Genomic DNA, 17,193 nt, shown 5'->3' with positions numbered 1-17,193 from the left:
GACCCTAATGCGATGGCGCGCGCCTCGCGGCCCGCCTGCGGATTGGTCCGCAACACGCGGTGGGCACAGGATGGTGGGATGGCCGTTCTCATCGATCCGCCGCGCTGGCCCGCGTGGGGCACCGTGTTTGCGCATCTCGTCTCTGACGTCTCGCTCGACGAGCTGCACGCGTTCGCGTCCGCGAACGGCGTCCCGCGAGCCGCCTTCGACCTCGACCACTACGACGTGCCCGAGCGCCTCTACGACGCGCTCGTCGCCGCCGGCGCGGAACCCGTGCGCGAGACCGAACTCATCCGCCGTCTCATCGCCAGCGGGCTACGTGTGCGCGCCGTCGACCGTCGCTGAGCGGGTCGCAAACACCCGGGCCGAACCTCCCGTCGCTCACCCCGCTGTGGTGAGGGTTTTGTTTCACTTCCGAAACATTTCCCAGGCGCACGCGAAACACGGGACCCCTACCGTCGGGTCATCGAAGCTCACAACCGCCCCGGCGCACTGCCGGGACGCTAGGAGGATCAGATGGCCAGGTACCCGCAACAGATCGTCGTCGTCGGTGGTGGCATGGTGGCGCACCGGTTCGTCGAGGCTATGCGTGACCGCGACTCGGACGGCCGTCACGAGATCACCGTGCTCGCTGAGGAGCCCCGTCCTCCATATGACCGTGTGGCGTTGACGAGCTACTTCACTGGCCGCGACCCGCAGGAACTCAACCTAGGCGCCGACGAGCTGTGGGCTGATCCGCTCGTCACGCTCAAGAAGAACACAGCGGTTGCGAGCATCGATCGCACGGCAATGACTGTGACGACGAGGTGCGGCGCGACTTACGGCTACGACCATCTCGTCCTCGCAACAGGCAGCTACGCGGCCGTGCCGCCGGTCGAGGGAAGCGACCTTCGCGGTTGCTTCGTCTATCGCACGCTCGACGACGTCGCCGACCTGCGCGGCTACGTAGAGCAGCTGCGTCGTGACCGGCCTGGACGCACAGTGCGGGGCGCCGTCATCGGCGGTGGTCTGCTCGGTCTGGAGGCCGCGGGCGCGCTGCAGGCGCTCGGCGCCGAGCCGACGGTTGTCGAGTTTGCTCCGCGGCTCATGCCGTTGCAGGTCGACGAAGGTGGCGGGCAGGAGCTGCGACGCCTCATCGAGAGCCTCGGGGTGAGCGTACGAACCGGTACGGCGACCCAGCGCGTCCTGGGGAGCGGCTGCACGAAGCAGGTCACCGGCATGGAGTTCGCCGACGGTGAAAACGTCGACGTCGATGTCGTCGTCTTCGCGACGGGTGTCCGCCCCCGTGACGAACTGGCCCGCGCAGCCGGCCTCGTGGTCGGCGAGCGCGGGGGTGTGGTCGTCGATTCCGCCTGTACGACAAGTGATTCGGCGATCAGTGCCATCGGTGAGGTCGCGTGCATCGAGGGGCGCGTGTGGGGGCTCGTTGCGCCCGGTTACACGATGGCGGAGATCGCTGCCGATCGGCTGCTGGGCGGGTTGTCGAGCTTCCCCGGCGCCGACACGTCGACGAAGCTAAAGCTGCTCGGCGTCGACGTCGCGAGCTTCGGTGACGCGTTCGCGACGACGCCCGGTGCGCTGGAGGTCGTCTACTCCGATCCCGTGACGGGCACGTACAAGAAGCTCGTCGTCAGCGACGACGCGAAGACGCTGCTCGGCGGCATCCTCGTCGGTGACGCGAGTAGCTACGCGAGCCTGCGCCCGATGCTGGGACGGGATCTGGGCGGCGACCCGAGCGCGTACATCGTGCCGACCATCGACGGTGCAAGCAGCCCGCTGGCGACCCTCGAACTGCCTGACGACGCCCCGGTGTGTTCGTGCAACAACGTCTGCGCCGGCACGATCCGCAGCGTGCTCGACGACGACCCGAAGGCGACGCTCGCCGATGTCAAAGCGTGCACGAAGGCCGGAACGTCCTGCGGCTCATGCCTACCCACGGTCAAGAAGATATTCGAGACACAGCAGGAACGCGCCGGCATCACGATTGACACGGCTTTGTGCGAACACATGCCGATGTCCCGCAGCCAGCTGTTCAACGCGGTGAAGGTGAGTGGTTTGACGACGTTCAGCGCCGTCATCGAACGCTTCGGCACGGGGCGCGGCTGCGACATCTGCAAGCCGACCATCGCGAACATCCTCGCGAGTCTCGGCGGCGGCCACATCCTCGACGGTGAACAGGGCACACTGCAGGACAGCAACGACCACCTGCTCGCGAACCTTCAGAAGGACGGCACATACTCGGTGGTGCCGCGTATCCCCGGGGGCGAGATCTCGCCAGACGGCCTCCTCGTCATCGGGCAGGTCGCGAAGGATTTCGGGATGTACACCAAGATCACCGGCGGTCAGCGCATCGACATGTTTGGCGCGCGCATCGATCAACTGCCGGCGATCTGGAAGCGCCTCGTAGACGCCGGGTTCGAATCCGGTCATGCGTATGGCAAGAGCCTGCGCACGGTGAAGTCGTGCGTCGGCCAGAGCTGGTGCCGCTACGGCGTGCAGGACAGCGTGCGCATGGCGATCGACCTCGAACTGCGCTACCGCGGGCTACGCAGCCCGCACAAGCTCAAGCTCGGCGTCAGCGGCTGCGCACGGGAGTGCGCCGAGGCGCGGGGCAAGGACGCCGGCGTCATCGCGACCGAGAACGGTTGGAACCTGTACGTCGGCGGCAACGGTGGCGCGACGCCGCGTCACGCCCAACTGCTGGGGCAGGATCTCAGCGACGACGAACTCGTTCGGGCGATTGACCGGTTCTTCATGTTCTACATCTCGACCGCCGAACGGCTGCAGCGCACGGCGCCGTGGCTGGAAGAGCTCGACGGAGGCATCGATCACCTGCGCGCTGTCGTGTTCGATGACGAACTCGGCATCTGCGACGACCTCGACGCGATGATGTCGAACCATGTCGCGACCTACAGCGACGAGTGGCGCGACGTGCTCGAAGACCCGGCGAAGCTGGCCCAGTTCACGGGTTTCGTGAACGATGCGACCGACGTCGACCCCGACCTGCTCTACGTCGTCGAACGTGAACAGATCCGCCCCGCGACGACGCAGGAACGCCGCCTCGGTGAGGCAGGCGAACTTGAGCTCGTCGACTCCAACCGCCGCCCGGTGATGATCGCCGGCACCACCCTGGAGGTGCGCGCATGACGCTCACGCAGACCGACATGACTACAGACCTCAGCATCGGCGACGACGCCGCGACGGTGTGTCGCAGCGATCAGGTGCCGGTCGAGCGTGCGGTGGCCGTGCGTGCCCCCGACGGTGTGCAGATCGCCCTGGTCCGGACTGCGACGGGAGAACTGCACGCCGTGGGCCACCACGACCCGTACTCGGGCGCCAACGTCATGGCGCGCGGCCTTATCGGTACCGTGACGGTCGAGGGGCAGGTGCACGACGTCATCCAATCGCCCATGTACAAGCAGGCGTTCGATCTCGCCACGGGTGCGAGCACGGTGGGCGACGGGGCCAACCTAGGGGTGTGGGACGTCGTCGAGGCTGACGGGATGATCGTTCTGCGGAACAACAGGATTCCCGCCCGTGCGTCGGCCTAGAGTGCGAGACCTGAGACACCTGAGCGTCGCTCGACGACCGGAGGGGACGAAGGAGATGGCTACGATGACGAGCAGCGATGACGCCTGCGGCCGCGTTGTCCTCGTCGGTGGGGGCCCGGGTGCCCTCGACCTCCTGACGATCCGGGCCCTGCGAGAGCTGAGGGCCGCCGATGTCATCGTTGCTGATCGTCTCGGCCCTCGTGACGAGCTCGATCAGCTCGGCCTCGACGCGGAGATCATCGACGTGGGCAAGACTCCGCATCACCATCCGGTGCCGCAGGTCGAGATCAACAAGATCCTCGTACGTGAGGCGCGCGCCGGGCGCCGCGTGGTGCGCCTCAAGGGCGGCGACCCGTATCTGCTCGGTCGTGGCGGCGAGGAGCTGCTGCACTGTCGCGCGCACGGCGTGGAGGTCGACGTCGTCCCCGGCGTGACGAGCGCGTTGTCGGCTCCGCTCGCCGGTGGCATTCCGGTGACGCACCGCGGCGTCTCCGCAGGCATGCTCGTGCTGTCCGGGCATGACGACCTGGCGCTCGACTCGCTCGCCGTCTGGCCCCACACGATCGTCGTGCTCATGGGCATGAGCCGCCTGCCCACCCTCGCCGCCGGCCTCGTCGGCCACGGCAAGGACGCGGCGACGCCCGCTGGCGTCGTCTATCGTGCGTGGACACCGCAGCAGCGGGTCATCAAGGGCACCCTCGCGACGATCGCCGCCCAGTGCGCGGTCGAGGAGGTGGGCAACCCGAGCGTCATCATCATCGGCGATGTCGTCGACGTGCTGCACGACGCCGAGATCGTGCAGGTAGCGCGCGATGCTGACTCCGCGCAGGGGAATGCCTCAGGGCAAAGAGACCTGGACGTGCCCGCATGAGCGTGTCGCGAAGCACAGACCTCACTGGGTGCCGCGTCGTCCTCACGGCGCAGCGGCGTGGTGAGGAGTTCGCTGCGGCCCTTGAACGTCGGGGCGTCGAGGTCGTGCACGCGCCGACCCTGTCGCACATCCCTCACGTCGACGACCTCGAACTGCTGTCACGCACCAGGGAACTCCTCGACGGGCCGCCGGACGTTGTCATCGTGACGACGGGCGTGGGCTTCCGCGGTTGGTTGGAAGCGGCCGACGCCGCCGGGTTGCACGCGCGCCTACTCGAGGCGCTGACCGGTGCACGCATCATCGCGCGCGGCCCGAAGGCGCAGGGGGCTGTCCAGCGTGAGGGGCTCGACGTCGCGTGGACGGCCACTTCGGAGACTGCGCGAGAGATAAAGGACCTTCTCGCCGAGGAGGGGGTCGCGGGGCTGCGCGTCGCAGTGCAGCACCACGGGGCAGGCTCCGATGGCATCGACGACGCCCTGCGTGCGGGCGGTGCGCAGGTCGTCTCGCTCATCGTCTACCGCTGGGGGCCGGCCCCCGATCCGGTTGCGGTAGAAGCCGCCGTCGACCTGGTCGCCCTGGGCGAGGTCGACTGCGTCGCCTTCACCGCAGCACCGGGCACCCAGGCCTTCCTCGATGCCGCCGCCCGCGTCGGCGTACTCGATGCGGTGCTCGGCTCGCTGCGCGAGCGCTGCGTTCTCGCCGCGTGCGTCGGCGACACGACGGCGGCCCCCCTACGCGCCCACGGCGTCGAACCGCTCGTTCCGGAGCGGTTCCGGATGGGCGCACTCGTGCGTGTCATCGCGACGGCCCTCGAGGAACGGCGCGAGCCGCCCATCGCGACGCCGGCGGGCCGCATCATCCTTACGCGGGACGGCGCGCTCGTCGATGACGAACCGTTGGCCCTGACTCCTGCAGCACTCGCTGTCTTGCGACGCCTCGCGGACGCGGACGGAGCCGTCGTGGCCCGCGACGAGCTGCTCGCCGTGCTACCGGGTGCTGCGGGCGAGCACTCGGTCGAGGTCGCTGTCGGGCGTCTGCGCGACGCGCTCGGTAGTCGTGATGCCGTCGCCACCGTCATCAAACGCGGTTATCGCCTTGAGATTGTGCGATGACGGGCGAACCTGCCGGCACCGCTCTCGTCCTCGTCGCCCACGGAACGGCGAGCCCGCAGGGGCGGCAGGTCGTCCACGACCTCGTCGACGCCGTCCGCGCCGCCCGCCCGGAGCTCGCTGTGGCGGACGCCTACGTCGACGTCCAGGAGCCGAAGGTCGCCGACGTCGTCGCGCGCCTTGCGCCCGAGTACGACGAGGTCGTCGCGGTGCCGTTGCTGTTCTGCGGCGGCTACCACGTGCGTGTCGACGTCGCGAAAGCCGTTGCTCCACACGACAATGCGCGCTCCACCGGAGCGCTGGGCCCGTCGCGGCTCATCGCCGACCTGCTCGCGCAGCGCCTGCGCGAGGCGGGCGCGAGCCCCGGTGACGCGATCGTCATGTCCGCCGCCGGGTCCAGCCGTGTCGAGGCCACCGCCGACGCACGCGCCCAGGCGCGTCTGCTCGCCGACGTCTGGGGCACCTCGGTGGACGTGGCCTTCGGCTCGGCGGCCACCCCGTCCGTGCCCGACGCCGTGAGCGCCAACCGCGACCATCCTCGAGCCCGAGTGGCCGTCGCCGCGCTGTTGCTCGGCGAGGGGCACTTCCATGACCAGCTGACGCGGTCGGGCGCCGACATCGTCACCGCGCCGCTGGGCGCATGCCCCCAGATCGTCGCGCAGATCCTCACCCGCTTCGACGAGGAGTGACCTCCAGTCCCCAGGCGCAGCCGGCCCTGCGGGGGGCGAATCGTGCCGTGACACGCATCGAGCGCTGACGGTGGTCGCTGCCGTCGGCTAGGGTCGAAGCAGACATGACCCCTCGAAGTAGGAGCCACTCATGACGTTCGTCATCATCCTTCTCGTCATCATCGTCGCGCTCGTCGTCGCAGCCGTCATGATGTACAACGGCCTCGTCAAGCAGCGCAACACGGTGCAAGAGGCCTGGCACCAGATCGACGTCGAGCTGACGCGTCGTCACGACCTCATCCCGAACCTCGTCGAGACGGTCAAGGCGTACGCGAAGCACGAGGCGGGCACGCTCGACGCCGTCATCCGCGCGCGTGGTGCGGCCGTCAACACGAACGGTTCGCCGGCGCAGGTCGCCGAGGCCGAGGGTGAGCTGAGCCAGGCGCTGGGTCGCCTCATCTCCGTCTCCGAGGCCTACCCCGACCTCAAGTCGAACCAGAACTACCAGCAGCTCATGGGCGAGCTCAGCTCGACCGAGGACCGCATCTCCAACGCGCGCCGCTACTACAACGCGTGCGTCAGCTCGCTCAACTCGAAGGTCGACTCGATCCCGACGAAGTTCATGGCCGGCCCCGCGGGCGTGACGAAGGCCGAGTACTACGAGGCCGACGAGGCGACGAAGGGTGCCCCGCGCGTCAACATGACGAACGACCAGGCGCCGAACGTGCAGTTCGACGCGCCGCAGAGCCAGCAGCGTCCGTACAACGAGCAGCCGCAGCTGCCGCCGTCGCAGATGCCGTACCCGACGCAGAACACCGCGAGTGGCGAGTACCAGGTGCCCGGCCAGGAGGGTTACGGGGTGTCGTACCCCGAGCAGCGCAAGTGAGCCGAGCCCACCTGCGTCGACGCCCCGAATCGCCTGTGCGGTTCGGGGCGTCGTCCGTCGCGTCCCGATGGACGGGCTGGGGCGTGGGCCTGCCCGACGACGCGATGGGTTCGCTCTGGGCAACCTCGGGCGCGTTTCGCTTCCTGACGCTCGCGTACAGCCTCTTCATCCATTCGATGGCGATCTCGCACTACTCGCGCCCCCACCTGGCAAGCGCCCTCATCGCGGTGCAGTGCATCTGGTCCGGCATCGCGGCGTACGCGATGTTCGCGCGCCGCACCTGGCGACCTGTGCTCGTCGGGCTCGACCAGGTCGTCACGCTCGCGCTCGTCTACTCGACGTGGATCGTCGCACCCGAGAGCTGGTGGGATCACAACCAGAGCCTGCCGACGACGATGTGGGTGACGAACGCCGTGCTCACCGCCGGGATGATGTGGGGTGTCGGCGCAGGTTTCGCGAGCGCCGTCGTCCTGGGGCTCGCGTGCCTGCACGTCGGCGGAGATCTGTCGTGGCTCGAACGTTCACCGACGCTGCCCATTCTCGTCAGTGCGGGCATCGCCGCGGGGGTGGCGAGCCACGGTGTGCAGCGCGCCCACGAGCAGTTGACGAGGGCGCTCGAGCTGCGCGCCCGGGCCGCGGAGCGCGAACGGCTCGCCCGGCAGGTGCACGACGGAGTGCTGCAGGTGCTCGCCTTGACCGCGCGCGAAGGGGAGCGCGCGGGTGGTGAGTTCGCGCGTGTCGGGCAGCTCGCCGCCGAGCAGGAGCAGGCTCTACGCCACCTCATCGCGGACGGCGACGACAGCGCGCGCCGCGACGGCACGTGGGCGGGCAACGCGGGGGCAGTGCGTCTTAATGGTCTCGCCGGGGGAGTCGCCTCCAGCCTGCGTGATGCGGGTCAGAACGGGGTGGCGCGGGGTGGGGGAGCTCTCGACGCCGGCATAGAGGCGTCGTCGGTGGACGCGCCGGCGCGGGGTGCTGCCCGCCGGTCTGACGCGCCTGACCCGACGGATCTGCGCCAGGCGCTGCTCGCCCTCGAGAGCCGTCGGTGCCACGTCAGCGCCGGAGCCGAGGCGTTGACGCTGCGCCCCGACGTCGTCGCCGAGATCACCGCGGCGGTGCGGCAAGCCCTGACGAACACCGATTTGCACGCCGGGCGTGGTGGCGCACCCGCGACCTCGTACGTCCTGCTCGAGGATCTCGGCGATGAGGTCGTCGTCACCGTCCGTGACGACGGCGTGGGCATGTCGCCGGAACGGCCGGCGCAGGCACGCGCCGAAGGGCGACTGGGCGTCAGCGGATCGATCGTCGGACGCATCGAGGCGATCGGCGGACGCGCGCATCTCACCACCGTTCCGGGCGAGGGCGTCGAGTGGGAGTTCACGGTGCCGCGCTGAGGCGCGGCAAGCGGCCTCGATCATGATCGTGTCGCGCGACGGGCGTTCTCATCCGCCGCAGCAGTGGAGCGCCGCAGCGCCACGGTGGCCCGCGATCTTGGCGTCCGCGACAATGTCGTCATGAATGACTCGTCCCGTGAGCCCCAGGCCCGCGTCATGATCGTCGACGATCATCCGATGTGGCGTGACGCCGTCGAACGCGACCTCGTCGCGCGCGGCTACGACGTCGTCGCCACCGCCGGGTCCGTGCGCGAGGCCGTCGATCGCGCTCGCGCGACGCGCCCCGACCTGGTCCTCATGGACATGAATCTGCCCGACGGCAACGGTGCCGACGCGACGTCCGCCATCATGCTGACGCTCGCCGAGGTCAAGGTGCTCGTGCTGTCGGCGTCGTCGGCGCGCAGCGACGTGCTCGACGCCGTCAAGGTTGGCGCGTCGGGCTACCTGCTCAAGAGTGCCAGCGCCGCCGAACTCGTCGACGCGGTCGAGGCGACGCTGCGCGGAGACGCGGTGTTCACCCCCGAACTCGCCGGGCTGGTGCTCGCGCACCTGCGTGGCCGCGTCGACACCACGGACGACCCGGCGAGCGCCCTGACGCCCCGCGAGAGCGAGGTACTGCGCATGGTTGCGAAGGGGCTCGCGTCGAAGCAGATCGCCTCGCGGCTCGGCCTCAGCAGCCGCACCGTCGACAACCACGTCGCCGCGACGCTGCGCAAGCTGCACCTTGCCAACCGCGTCGAACTGACGCGGTTCGCTCTCGAGAACGGCCTCGACTGACGTTCGCCGCACCTGCGTGGGCAGGGGCGCCCTGAGCACTCACTCGCGTCCATTACTCACGTCGTCTGAGTAGTCCTGCTCAGGCGCCGAAGCCGACGGCCGACGAGGCTCGAAGGCATGAATGAGAACCAGCCCTCGAACTCCTTCGACCCGTCCCGCCCGGTGCCGCCCTACGGTCCGTCGTACCCCGGACGCCCTGCCTTCGACGCTCCTGACGGCCACTCGACGCCGCCGCCACCGTTCATGGGGGCGACGCCGAACAGTGGTCATCGGCAAGGCCAGTACAGCGGTGCCGCTCCCGGTCAGGCTCCCCATGACGGGCGCCCTGGTGCAGGACCGGCACCCGCATTTCCCGGTTCGCTCGCGTTCATCCCGCCGCCACCTCCCGAACTGAAGCCTCGACGGTTCGACAACCAGCAGATCGTCGCGATGCTGCTGGCGGCCGCGGGCGTCGTCGTCACGCTCGTCGGGGTCGTGCTCCTGCTCGTCATGGCGGCGCGTGAAGGCATCCTGACGCCGCCGGTCCGCGTCGTCGGTGGCGCCGCGGGTTCGGCGGCTCTCGCCGCGGCCGCCGCGTGGGTACGCCGTCGACCGGGTGGCCAGATCGGCTCCATCGCGCTGCTCGCGACGGCAGCGTCCGCGGCTTACTTCGACGTCATCGCCGTCACCCGCCTCTACGCGTGGGTGCCGTTGAGTGTCGGCCTCGCGATGGCGTTCGTCGTCGCGGCAGCCGCGTTCCTGCTCGCGATGCGCTGGGACGAGAAATGGCTCGCCATCGCGATCATGGTCGCGGTCTGCGTGTTCGCGCCCTTCTTGACGCAGGGCCCCGGCCTCGCGCTCGTCGCGTTCCTGTTCGTCATCCAGCTCGTCGGCGTCGCACCCGAGCTGACGCGTCGCTGGGACGAGCTCGGCCTCGCGCGGACCGTCCCCGTCGTGCTCGCCGCGACGTTCTGGATCGACCTCGACCACAGCGTCCAGGTGCCCGTCATGATCGGCCTCATCGCCCTCACCGCGGTGACGACGACGCTGCTCACCGCGACGGTTCGTCCCGACGCGCGCTGGGGTGCGGCCGCCTACGTCAGCGCCTGGCTGCCGATGTGGGTCTTCATGATCCGTGCCGACCGTTCGACGTGGACGCTGTTGGCCCTCGGGGCGACGCTCGTCGCGGCACTGACGTGGTGGGCCCTGCGGCACGCGGGGCGCGAGCTGCGCCTGGGCGCGCTCGTCGTCACCGTCATCAACGCGCTGACGTTGGCCTTCGCCATGACGACCGGGCCGTGGCTCGCCCTGCCGTTCCTCGCCGCTGCGCTCGTGCTGTTCGCCGCGCAGGGCATGACGCGTCAGCGCATCGACGGTCAGTTGGCCCTCGGAGCGCTGGGTCTCGCCGCCGTCGCGCAGCAGGTGGCCTCTCCCACGATCGACCTGTTCTACCGGGGGCGTGCCGCTGAACTGCCGGCATCCGTCGCGGTGAGCGGGCTGCTCATGCTCACGGTGGCCGCCGTCGCGACCTGGTCGGTCCGGGGCCGGGCGATGCCCGCGCCGCACGTCCAGATGACGCTCGTCGGTGCCGGCTTCATCGGTCTGCTGGGCTTCGCAATGTCGCTGATCACCTGCCTGGGTCGCACGCCGTCGGGCTTCTTCCTCGTGCACCTCGTCATCACCGTCGGCGCGATGGCGCTCGCCGCTCTCGTGCTCGTCGCCGGCCTGACGCGGCCGCGCCACCTGTCGGCCTCGATGGCGTGGGGTCTCGCGCTGCTCGGCTGTGCCCTTCTCAAGTTGCTCATGTTCGATCTCGCCTACTTGGGCGCGATGACGCGGGCCATGACGTGCGTCGTCGCAGGCCTCGTCCTGCTCGCGGCCGGCACCACGTACGCCCGCACCTACGCGCTGGCCTCGAAGGAGGCGAAGCAGCCGAAGGCATCGTCGGAGCCGCATCAGGAGCGTCACGTCTGACATGAGCCAAACGCGCACCGGTGACGGGTGGGGCGGACCCCGCCCGTCACTGGTGCGCGTGCGTCGTTCATGCGGCGCGCCACCCCTCGAGACCCAGCCATGTCGCCATCGTCGTGAGCTCGTCGCTCAAGGCGTCCGCGGCGCCTGGGTGTGCGGCGGGGGCGCCCGGCTCCCAGTGGATCGCGTGAGCGCGCAACACCCCGGCGGCGCGGTCGGCCTTCAGGTCGACGCGCGCGACGAGGCGCTCGCCGAACAGGAACGGCAGGACGTAGTAGCCATACTGACGCTTCGCGGCGGGGGTGTAGATCTCGAGGCGGTAGCGGAAGTTCCACAGTGCCTCGGTGCGTTCGCGCTGCCAGATGAGTGAGTCGAACGGCGACAACAGCGCGGCCGTCTCGATGCGGCGAGGGTTCTTTGCATCGACGTGGCGCCATGCGGGTTTGTCGAAGCATTCGACGTCGACGGGTTCGAGTTCGCCCGCCGACACCAGGTGCTCGATCGCCGGGCGCACCTGCGCGCCCTTGAGCCGGAAGTAATCCCTTAGACACAGCTCGGTGCCGACCCCGTGCGCCATCGCGCTGCGCCGCACGAGTTCGACGACGTCGTCGAAGTAGGCGACGTCGCTGCCCGCAGGGGCGTCGATCAGGGAGGTCGGTGAGAAGAACTCCTCGGCCAGCGCGGCGTCGGCGATCTGGTTCGGCAGGACGCGCTCGAGGCTCGCGTAGCGACGTTCGAACTGCGGCGTTCGTCCGGCCGAGGTGATGCGGCCGGCCCAGAACAGGTGCTCCAGAGCTGCCTTGACGAGCGACCAGTTCCAACCCCAGTGGTCGTTGTTCAGCTGCTCGTCGTGTTCGAGCGCGACCTCGATCTCGCGGGCTGTGGCGGGCGGGTGCGTCGTGACGTGGGCGTGGACGCGTTCGACGAGGTCGGGGTGCTCGGCTGCGACGCGACGCATGCCACCCCAGGCGTCCTCATGGGCGCGCGCCATGCGGTGACGCAGCAGCGGCCACACCTGCGGCGTCACGAGACTGGCCTCGTGCGCCCAATACTCGACGAGACGACGTGGCGCGCGGTCCCGAAGCGCGTCCAGGTCGCGCTGCGCATACGGGCCGAGGCGGCTGAAGAAGGGGAGGTAGTGGCTGCGCGTGAGGACGTTGACGCTGTCGATCTGCACGACCTGCAGGCGCGCGGCGGTCGCCGTCAGGTGGCGTGTCGTGACGCTCTCGGGGCGTGCCTTCGCGAACCCCTGGGCGGCCAACGCGATGCGGCGTGCCTGCGCGGTGCTGAGGCGTCGCGGACTGCGGTTCGTCATGTCGCCGACAGTAGTGGGCGGCCCCGACAACCCTGTCGGCTCGGGGTTTTCCGGCCCCGTGACGGCGTGGCGACGCGCCGGCGTCCGGGCAGCACTCGGCACCTGACGGGCGGCGCCGAAGGCCTGGAATGACGGGGTTGTCGCCGGCGCGCGGTAGCGTTCGCGCCATGGACGACGTGCACGAGGAGAGTTTCTCGACCGCGCTGCTGGCGCGCGGCAAACGGCTCGCGATCGTCGGCGCTGCGCTGCTGTGGGTGGCCTCGCCACTGCTCATCGGCGCATGGGTGACTGTGGCCGTCAAGCTCGCCGACCGGGGGCATGTCGGCGCGCTGCTCCATGCCGCCATGGTGGTGTGGGCGCTGGTCTGTCTCGTCGCCCTGCTCGCCGGGTTCGCGATGCTGCTCGGCGGGGTGTTCTTCTGGTGGCGCTCGCGCGCCGTCACGCAGCCGCCGGCCGCCCGCCGTGCGTCGGCGGGCGATGCGGCGTCGCGCTCGGCCCGCGCCGACATGCTGCGGCAGATGCAGCAGCAACTGCGCGAGGACAACGCCGGCAGCAGGGACGGTGCACACGAGCGCGGCGGCGGCTCGGATGACGCCGGCATCGAGGTCGCCGAGCCGAGCGTGGAACGCGTCGAGGCCGACGATTCGGAGGCGCCGCACACGCGCCGGTAAACTCGAAAAGTTACTGTTCGACGGGGTGCCGCACGCGCGAGCCACCCCACCCGAGGTCGCCCGCCGGCCTCATGAGCAAAGAGGTGCGACGTGCCGGTCGGCAAGGTCAAGTTCTACAGCGCCGAGAAGGGCTTCGGCTTCGTCTCCGGGGACGACGGCGTCGACGTCTTCGTCCCCGCGAGTGCGCTGCCTGCCGGGGTGAGCCAGCTGCGGGGCGGAATGCGCATCGAGTACAGCGTCGTCGACGGGCGCAAGGGCGCGCAGGCGATGCACGTCCAGGTGCTCGACGCGCCGCCGTCGATCGCCGAGCGCAAGCGCAAGCCCGCTGAGCAGATGAGCGTTATCGTCGAAGACGTGATCCGTCTGCTCGACGACCTGTCCTCCGGGTTGCAGAAGGGGCGTTACCCCGACCGCAGCCATTCGAACAAGATCGCGACGGTGCTGCGCGCCGTGGCCGACGACCTCGAGGTCTGATCATGTCTGACGTCCCCTCCGTGCCCTCCGCGGCGAGCGAACCCGTCGAGCCGGCGCCCGCGTCGTCACCGAAGGCTCGCCGCGTCAAGGTGGTGAAGAACGACGCCGTACTCGCCGCTGACGCCGCACGCGACATGGCGCGCGCCGCCGTCGTCGAGATCGCCTACCGCGACACCGTCGGTGAGCACGTGCGCTTCGAGATGAACTCGGAGCGACTCGGCACGCACTACTTCGCGAGCCTGGCCAAGGGCTACCCCGACTGGCAGTGGGCCGTCTCCGTGGCCCGCGCGCCCCGCGCGAAGGTCGCCACCGTGTGCGAGACGAATCTCGTGCCGACGGCGTCGTCGATCCTCGCGCCCGAGTGGGTGCCCTGGGCTGACCGGCTCGCCCCGGGGGACCTGAGCGCCGGCGACGTGCTGCCGTACAAGGAGGACGACCCGCGCCTCGAAGGCGGGTTCGAGGCAACCGGCAACGAGGACGTCGACCAGGTCGCCATCTTCGAGCTCGGCCTCGGCCGCGCGCGCGTGCTCTCGGCAGAGGGGCGCGACGAGGCGGCTCAGCGCTGGTACGACGGAGAGAACGGGCCGTCGTCCGACGTCGCCCGCAAGGCTCCCGCGCCGTGCGCGACGTGTGGCTACTTCCTGCCGATGGCGGGTGTGCTGCGTCAGCAGTTCGGTGTCTGCGCCAACGACTGGTCGCCCGCCGACGGCAAGGTCGTCGCCCTCGACTTCGGGTGCGGCGCCCATTCCGAGGCCGACATGGAAGCTCCGCAGGCGCACGACCATCAGGATGCGCCGGTGCTCGACGAACTTGACGTCGACCTCGAGGTCTCGGGCGGCGGCAAGGGTGCGCGCGAGAACACCGAGCACGAGAACACCGAGCACGAGAACACCGAGCACGACGAGGCCTGAGGCAGCGATCAAGCGGGCGCGGGGGCGCCCCCCCCCCGGGGGGGGGCCCCCGCCCGGCGGCAACGCGCCCGGCGGCGCCCCCGGCGGGGGGGGCCCCGGGGGGGGCCCCCCCCCCCGGGGGGGGCGCCCCCCCCCTCGCCGCATGATCGCTGCCTCAGCTGACGCCGAGGATCTGCTTGACCGGTTCGATCCCGAAGTAGACGAGGAAGAAGAACCCGACGACGTACATGAGTGGGTGCACGTCCTTCGCCTTGCCCTTGACCAGCTTGATCAGGATGAAGCTGATGAACCCGGCGCCGATGCCGACGGCGATCGAGTAGGTGAAGGGCATGAGCGCCATCGTCAGGAAGGCGGGCAGGCCGATCTCCATGTCCTTCCAGTCGATGTCGTTCGCCTGCGTCATCATGAGGTAGCCGACGATGACGAGGGCAGGCGCGGCGGCCTCCGAAGGCACCATCTCGACGAGCGGGGCCAGGAACGTCGTGAGCAGGAAGCACACGCCGGTGACGATGGAGGCGAGGCCGGTTCGCGCGCCCTCGCCGACGCCGGACGCCGATTCGATGAAGGCCGTGTTGGAGCTGATGGAGCCGGCGCCGCCGGCCATCGCGGCCACGGAGTCGACGATCATGATGCGTTCGGAGTGCTCGGGCACACCATCCTCGTCGAGCAGGTCTCCCTCGGCGCCGACGGCGTACATCGCGCCCATGAGGTCGAAGAAGGCGCCGAGCACGAGCGTGAAGATGATGAGGATCGTGGAGATGGTGCCGATCTTGCCGAAGGCTCCGAATAGCGAGAAGTCGCCGATGATCGAGAAGTTCGGCTGCGAGACGAACGAGTCGGGCACCTGCGGCACGGTGAGGGACCACCCTCCCGGGTTCACGACGTCCCCCTTGGCGTTCGTCTTGCTGCCGATGTTGCCGACCGTCTCGGCGATGACGGCGAGCGTCGTCGCACCGAGGATGCCGACGAGCATGGCGCCTTTCACCTTGCGGGCCATCATCGCGGCGATGCCGAGCACGCCGATGATGAAGATGAGCACCGGCCAGCCCTGCAGCGTGCCGCTCGGGCCGAGTTGGAGGAAGCCGCCGCCGGCGGAGTTGAAACCCGCGTCGTGGAGGGCGACGAGGCAGATGAACAGCCCGATGCCGACGCTGATGGCCGTCTTCAACGAGTGCGGAATCGCCGCGAACAGTGCCTTGCGAAAACCGGAGATGACGAGCAGGAAGATGATGAAGCCCTCGATGACGACGAGCCCCATGGCGTCAGGCCAGGTCATGCCCGGCAGCTTCGCCACGGAGTAGGCGACGAATGCGTTGAGACCGAGGCCGGTCGCGATGGCGAGGGGGAACTTGGCGATCGCGCCCATGAAGATCGTCATCACACCAGCGACGAGGGCCGTCACGGATGCCACGAGGGTGAGGTTCGGCGACGTTCCGCCACCGATGTAATGGCCCGTCGAGTCCGGCACCGTGCCGATGATGATGGGGTTGAGGACGACGATGTACGCCATCGTGAAGAAGGTGACGAGGCCACCGCGGATCTCCCGTCCGACGGTGGAACCGCGTTCGCTGATCTTGAAGTAGCGATCCAGGGCGTTCGCGGGCGGCCCGGGGGCGGGGGCCGAAGTGACTGTGCTCGACATGGCGCACATCGTATTTGGCGCCCGTGTGCGCCGGGAAACGTGCTCAGCGGGTGGTCGTCGCCGCCTCGTCGGGTGCCCGCCCATGACCGGGCCCGTGAGTGACGTCTGCCGTCCCTTCGCCCCGCTCAGCAGAGGCACGCCCTGGGTCTGAGGCGCCGGCGCCGAGCTCGGCTGTCGGTGCTTCGCCGCCCGTCAGGGGCGCGTCAACTAGGCTGTGGCGGTGAGCCCAGACCAGCGTCAGCCGAAGCGCGCGCCGCGTGCTGACGGTGCGACGCCCCGCTCGATCGAGCGCGCCCGCGAGATGCGGGAGCGCGCCGAGCACTCGATGTCCTACGAAGCTGGCGTCGTGCTCCCCGCCGAGGGCGAGGCGCGACTCGAGGAATCGCCGTACGAGAAGTTGTTCACCGGCGGCGACACCGTCATTCCGAAGCCGCAGCCGCTGCACGTCGACACACCCAAGGTGATCCTCGTCGGCGTCGCGTGCTGGGTCGTCATGCTCGTCGTGACGCTTCTCGTGCCCGCCCTGCACACGGGCGAGCGTGACTGGTGGCCGTGGACGTGCGTCGCGGGCGCCGTCCTCGGACTCATGGGCTGGGCCTACGTGCGTCGCGGACGTGGCAACGCCGAAGCTGCGTGAGCTCTCGCGGATGGCGTCTTTCGCACTTCGGCCGAGACCGCGGTCGTCCTGCAGTAGCCGCAGCGCGACGTGGGTATCGAGCAGGATGCTCATCGCTCGGCGCCGAACAGCGCCCCGACGAGCGTGTCGATCTCATCGCCGAAGGCGTCGTCCGCCGTCGTCCACGACGCATCGAGTGTGCCGAACCTGACGGGCTCGGCGACATGCGGGACGAGGTCGACGATGGGCCGCCCCGCCTTGGCGATGGTGATCGACTCGCCGGCCTCGACCCTGGCGAGCAGCCGGGAAAGGTGAGTCTTCGCCTCGTGGATGTTGACCGTCGTCATGTGGTTGGTCT

17 protein-coding genes are annotated in these 17,193 nt (G+C 69.6%); 14 read left to right on the top strand and 3 right to left on the bottom strand.

Going from position 1 to position 17,193, the window contains the following annotated elements:
* Nucleotides 1-78 precede the first annotated feature (78 nt).
* The 10 genes from NQ706_RS05945 to NQ706_RS05900 all read left to right on the top strand — a co-directional run bounded on the left by NQ706_RS05945 (nt 79) and on the right by NQ706_RS05900 (nt 11,209).
* The gene (locus NQ706_RS05945; protein ID WP_038566949.1) at nt 79-345 is read left to right on the top strand and encodes a DUF4031 domain-containing protein; all 267 of its coding nucleotides are present in this window, start codon (nt 79-81) and stop codon (nt 343-345) included.
* A 171-nt stretch (nt 346-516) separates the two neighbouring features.
* Complete coding sequence (gene nirB, locus NQ706_RS05940; protein ID WP_038566951.1) at nt 517-3,147, top strand: nitrite reductase large subunit NirB; 2,631 nt, start codon at nt 517-519, stop codon at nt 3,145-3,147.
* Nucleotides 3,144-3,551: a nitrite reductase (NAD(P)H) small subunit gene (locus NQ706_RS05935; protein WP_051805639.1), complete on the top strand. Its 408-nt coding sequence runs from the start codon at nt 3,144-3,146 to the stop codon at nt 3,549-3,551. The genes nirB and NQ706_RS05935 overlap by 4 nt, the downstream gene beginning before the upstream one ends.
* 64 nt (nt 3,552-3,615) lie before the next feature.
* Nucleotides 3,616-4,422, top strand: coding sequence for a uroporphyrinogen-III C-methyltransferase (gene cobA, locus NQ706_RS05930; RefSeq protein WP_235182004.1), 807 nt, complete (start codon nt 3,616-3,618; stop codon nt 4,420-4,422).
* The gene (locus tag NQ706_RS05925) at nt 4,419-5,534 is read left to right on the top strand and encodes a uroporphyrinogen-III synthase (RefSeq protein WP_038566955.1); all 1,116 of its coding nucleotides are present in this window, start codon (nt 4,419-4,421) and stop codon (nt 5,532-5,534) included. The genes cobA and NQ706_RS05925 overlap by 4 nt, the downstream gene beginning before the upstream one ends.
* Nucleotides 5,531-6,220: a sirohydrochlorin chelatase gene (locus NQ706_RS05920; protein ID WP_038566957.1), complete on the top strand. Its 690-nt coding sequence runs from the start codon at nt 5,531-5,533 to the stop codon at nt 6,218-6,220. The genes NQ706_RS05925 and NQ706_RS05920 overlap by 4 nt, the downstream gene beginning before the upstream one ends.
* 130 nt (nt 6,221-6,350) lie before the next feature.
* Entirely contained in the window at nt 6,351-7,085 is a 735-nt protein-coding gene (locus tag NQ706_RS05915) for a LemA family protein (protein WP_038566959.1), read from the top strand.
* Complete coding sequence (gene macS / locus NQ706_RS05910) at nt 7,082-8,479, top strand: MacS family sensor histidine kinase (protein ID WP_150112714.1); 1,398 nt, start codon at nt 7,082-7,084, stop codon at nt 8,477-8,479. Before NQ706_RS05915 ends, macS begins: the two co-directional genes overlap by 4 nt.
* Before the next feature lie 120 nt (nt 8,480-8,599).
* Entirely contained in the window at nt 8,600-9,256 is a 657-nt protein-coding gene (locus NQ706_RS05905) for a response regulator transcription factor (RefSeq protein ID WP_038570324.1), read from the top strand.
* Nucleotides 9,257-9,373: 117 nt separating this feature from the next.
* Nucleotides 9,374-11,209: a DUF2339 domain-containing protein gene (locus NQ706_RS05900; RefSeq protein ID WP_038566961.1), complete on the top strand. Its 1,836-nt coding sequence runs from the start codon at nt 9,374-9,376 to the stop codon at nt 11,207-11,209.
* 67 nt (nt 11,210-11,276) lie between these two features.
* Here NQ706_RS05900 and NQ706_RS05895 read toward each other — a convergent pair whose 3' ends face one another.
* Nucleotides 11,277-12,521 carry a winged helix-turn-helix domain-containing protein gene (locus NQ706_RS05895; RefSeq protein ID WP_038566963.1) on the bottom strand — a complete coding sequence of 415 codons (1,245 nt, stop codon included), beginning with the start codon at nt 12,519-12,521 and terminating at the stop codon, nt 11,277-11,279.
* 167 nt (nt 12,522-12,688) lie between these two features.
* Here NQ706_RS05895 and NQ706_RS05890 point away from each other — a divergent pair, with 167 nt between their 5' ends.
* From NQ706_RS05890 to NQ706_RS05880, 3 genes are all read left to right on the top strand, one after another.
* The gene (locus tag NQ706_RS05890; RefSeq protein WP_038566965.1) at nt 12,689-13,192 is read left to right on the top strand and encodes a hypothetical protein; all 504 of its coding nucleotides are present in this window, start codon (nt 12,689-12,691) and stop codon (nt 13,190-13,192) included.
* Nucleotides 13,193-13,282: 90 nt separating this feature from the next.
* On the top strand, nt 13,283-13,666 hold the full coding sequence (locus NQ706_RS05885) for a cold-shock protein (RefSeq protein ID WP_006946178.1): 384 nt from the start codon (nt 13,283-13,285) through the stop codon (nt 13,664-13,666).
* Nucleotides 13,667-13,668: 2 nt separating this feature from the next.
* Nucleotides 13,669-14,577, top strand: coding sequence for a DUF3027 domain-containing protein (locus NQ706_RS05880; RefSeq protein ID WP_051805643.1), 909 nt, complete (start codon nt 13,669-13,671; stop codon nt 14,575-14,577).
* Between the two features lie 154 nt (nt 14,578-14,731).
* On the opposite strand, the gene NQ706_RS05875 is transcribed toward NQ706_RS05880, so the two are convergent.
* The gene (locus NQ706_RS05875) at nt 14,732-16,219 is read right to left on the bottom strand and encodes an NCS2 family permease (RefSeq protein ID WP_038566975.1); all 1,488 of its coding nucleotides are present in this window, start codon (nt 16,217-16,219) and stop codon (nt 14,732-14,734) included.
* Between the two features lie 220 nt (nt 16,220-16,439).
* On the opposite strand from NQ706_RS05875, the gene NQ706_RS05870 reads away from it, so the two are divergent.
* On the top strand, nt 16,440-16,856 hold the full coding sequence (locus tag NQ706_RS05870; protein WP_235182005.1) for a DUF2530 domain-containing protein: 417 nt from the start codon (nt 16,440-16,442) through the stop codon (nt 16,854-16,856).
* A gap of 89 nt (nt 16,857-16,945) precedes the next feature.
* Here NQ706_RS05870 and NQ706_RS05865 read toward each other — a convergent pair whose 3' ends face one another.
* Nucleotides 16,946-17,182, bottom strand: a complete 237-nt coding sequence (locus NQ706_RS05865) for a type II toxin-antitoxin system Phd/YefM family antitoxin (protein WP_038570333.1) — start codon at nt 17,180-17,182, stop codon at nt 16,946-16,948.
* Nucleotides 17,183-17,193 lie beyond the last annotated feature (11 nt).

This window comes from Dermacoccus sp. BD5 (genome assembly GCF_044878485.1).
Lineage (GTDB): Bacteria > Actinomycetota > Actinomycetes > Actinomycetales > Dermatophilaceae > Dermacoccus > Dermacoccus nishinomiyaensis.
Note: the sequence above shows the minus strand (reverse complement) of the source record. Positions and strands in the feature narration are given on the sequence as shown.

Excerpts from the sequence above, each read along its gene's own strand:
- NQ706_RS05915 (WP_038566959.1), top strand. The coding sequence starts at position 6,351 with ATGACGTTCGTCATCATCCTTCTCGTCATCATCGTCGCGCTCGTCGTC.
- NQ706_RS05895 (WP_038566963.1), bottom strand. The coding sequence starts at position 12,521 with ATGACGAACCGCAGTCCGCGACGCCTCAGCACCGCGCAGGCACGCCGC.
- NQ706_RS05920 (WP_038566957.1), top strand. The coding sequence starts at position 5,531 with ATGACGGGCGAACCTGCCGGCACCGCTCTCGTCCTCGTCGCCCACGGA.
- NQ706_RS05900 (WP_038566961.1), top strand. The coding sequence starts at position 9,374 with ATGAATGAGAACCAGCCCTCGAACTCCTTCGACCCGTCCCGCCCGGTG.
- NQ706_RS05935 (WP_051805639.1), top strand. The coding sequence starts at position 3,144 with ATGACGCTCACGCAGACCGACATGACTACAGACCTCAGCATCGGCGAC.
- cobA (WP_235182004.1), top strand. The coding sequence starts at position 3,616 with ATGACGAGCAGCGATGACGCCTGCGGCCGCGTTGTCCTCGTCGGTGGG.
- NQ706_RS05890 (WP_038566965.1), top strand. The coding sequence starts at position 12,689 with ATGGACGACGTGCACGAGGAGAGTTTCTCGACCGCGCTGCTGGCGCGC.
- nirB (WP_038566951.1), top strand. The coding sequence starts at position 517 with ATGGCCAGGTACCCGCAACAGATCGTCGTCGTCGGTGGTGGCATGGTG.
- NQ706_RS05945 (WP_038566949.1), top strand. The coding sequence starts at position 79 with ATGGCCGTTCTCATCGATCCGCCGCGCTGGCCCGCGTGGGGCACCGTG.
- NQ706_RS05875 (WP_038566975.1), bottom strand. The coding sequence starts at position 16,219 with ATGTCGAGCACAGTCACTTCGGCCCCCGCCCCCGGGCCGCCCGCGAAC.
- NQ706_RS05865 (WP_038570333.1), bottom strand. The coding sequence starts at position 17,182 with ATGACGACGGTCAACATCCACGAGGCGAAGACTCACCTTTCCCGGCTG.
- NQ706_RS05925 (WP_038566955.1), top strand. The coding sequence starts at position 4,419 with ATGAGCGTGTCGCGAAGCACAGACCTCACTGGGTGCCGCGTCGTCCTC.
- NQ706_RS05880 (WP_051805643.1), top strand. The coding sequence starts at position 13,669 with ATGTCTGACGTCCCCTCCGTGCCCTCCGCGGCGAGCGAACCCGTCGAG.
- NQ706_RS05905 (WP_038570324.1), top strand. The coding sequence starts at position 8,600 with ATGAATGACTCGTCCCGTGAGCCCCAGGCCCGCGTCATGATCGTCGAC.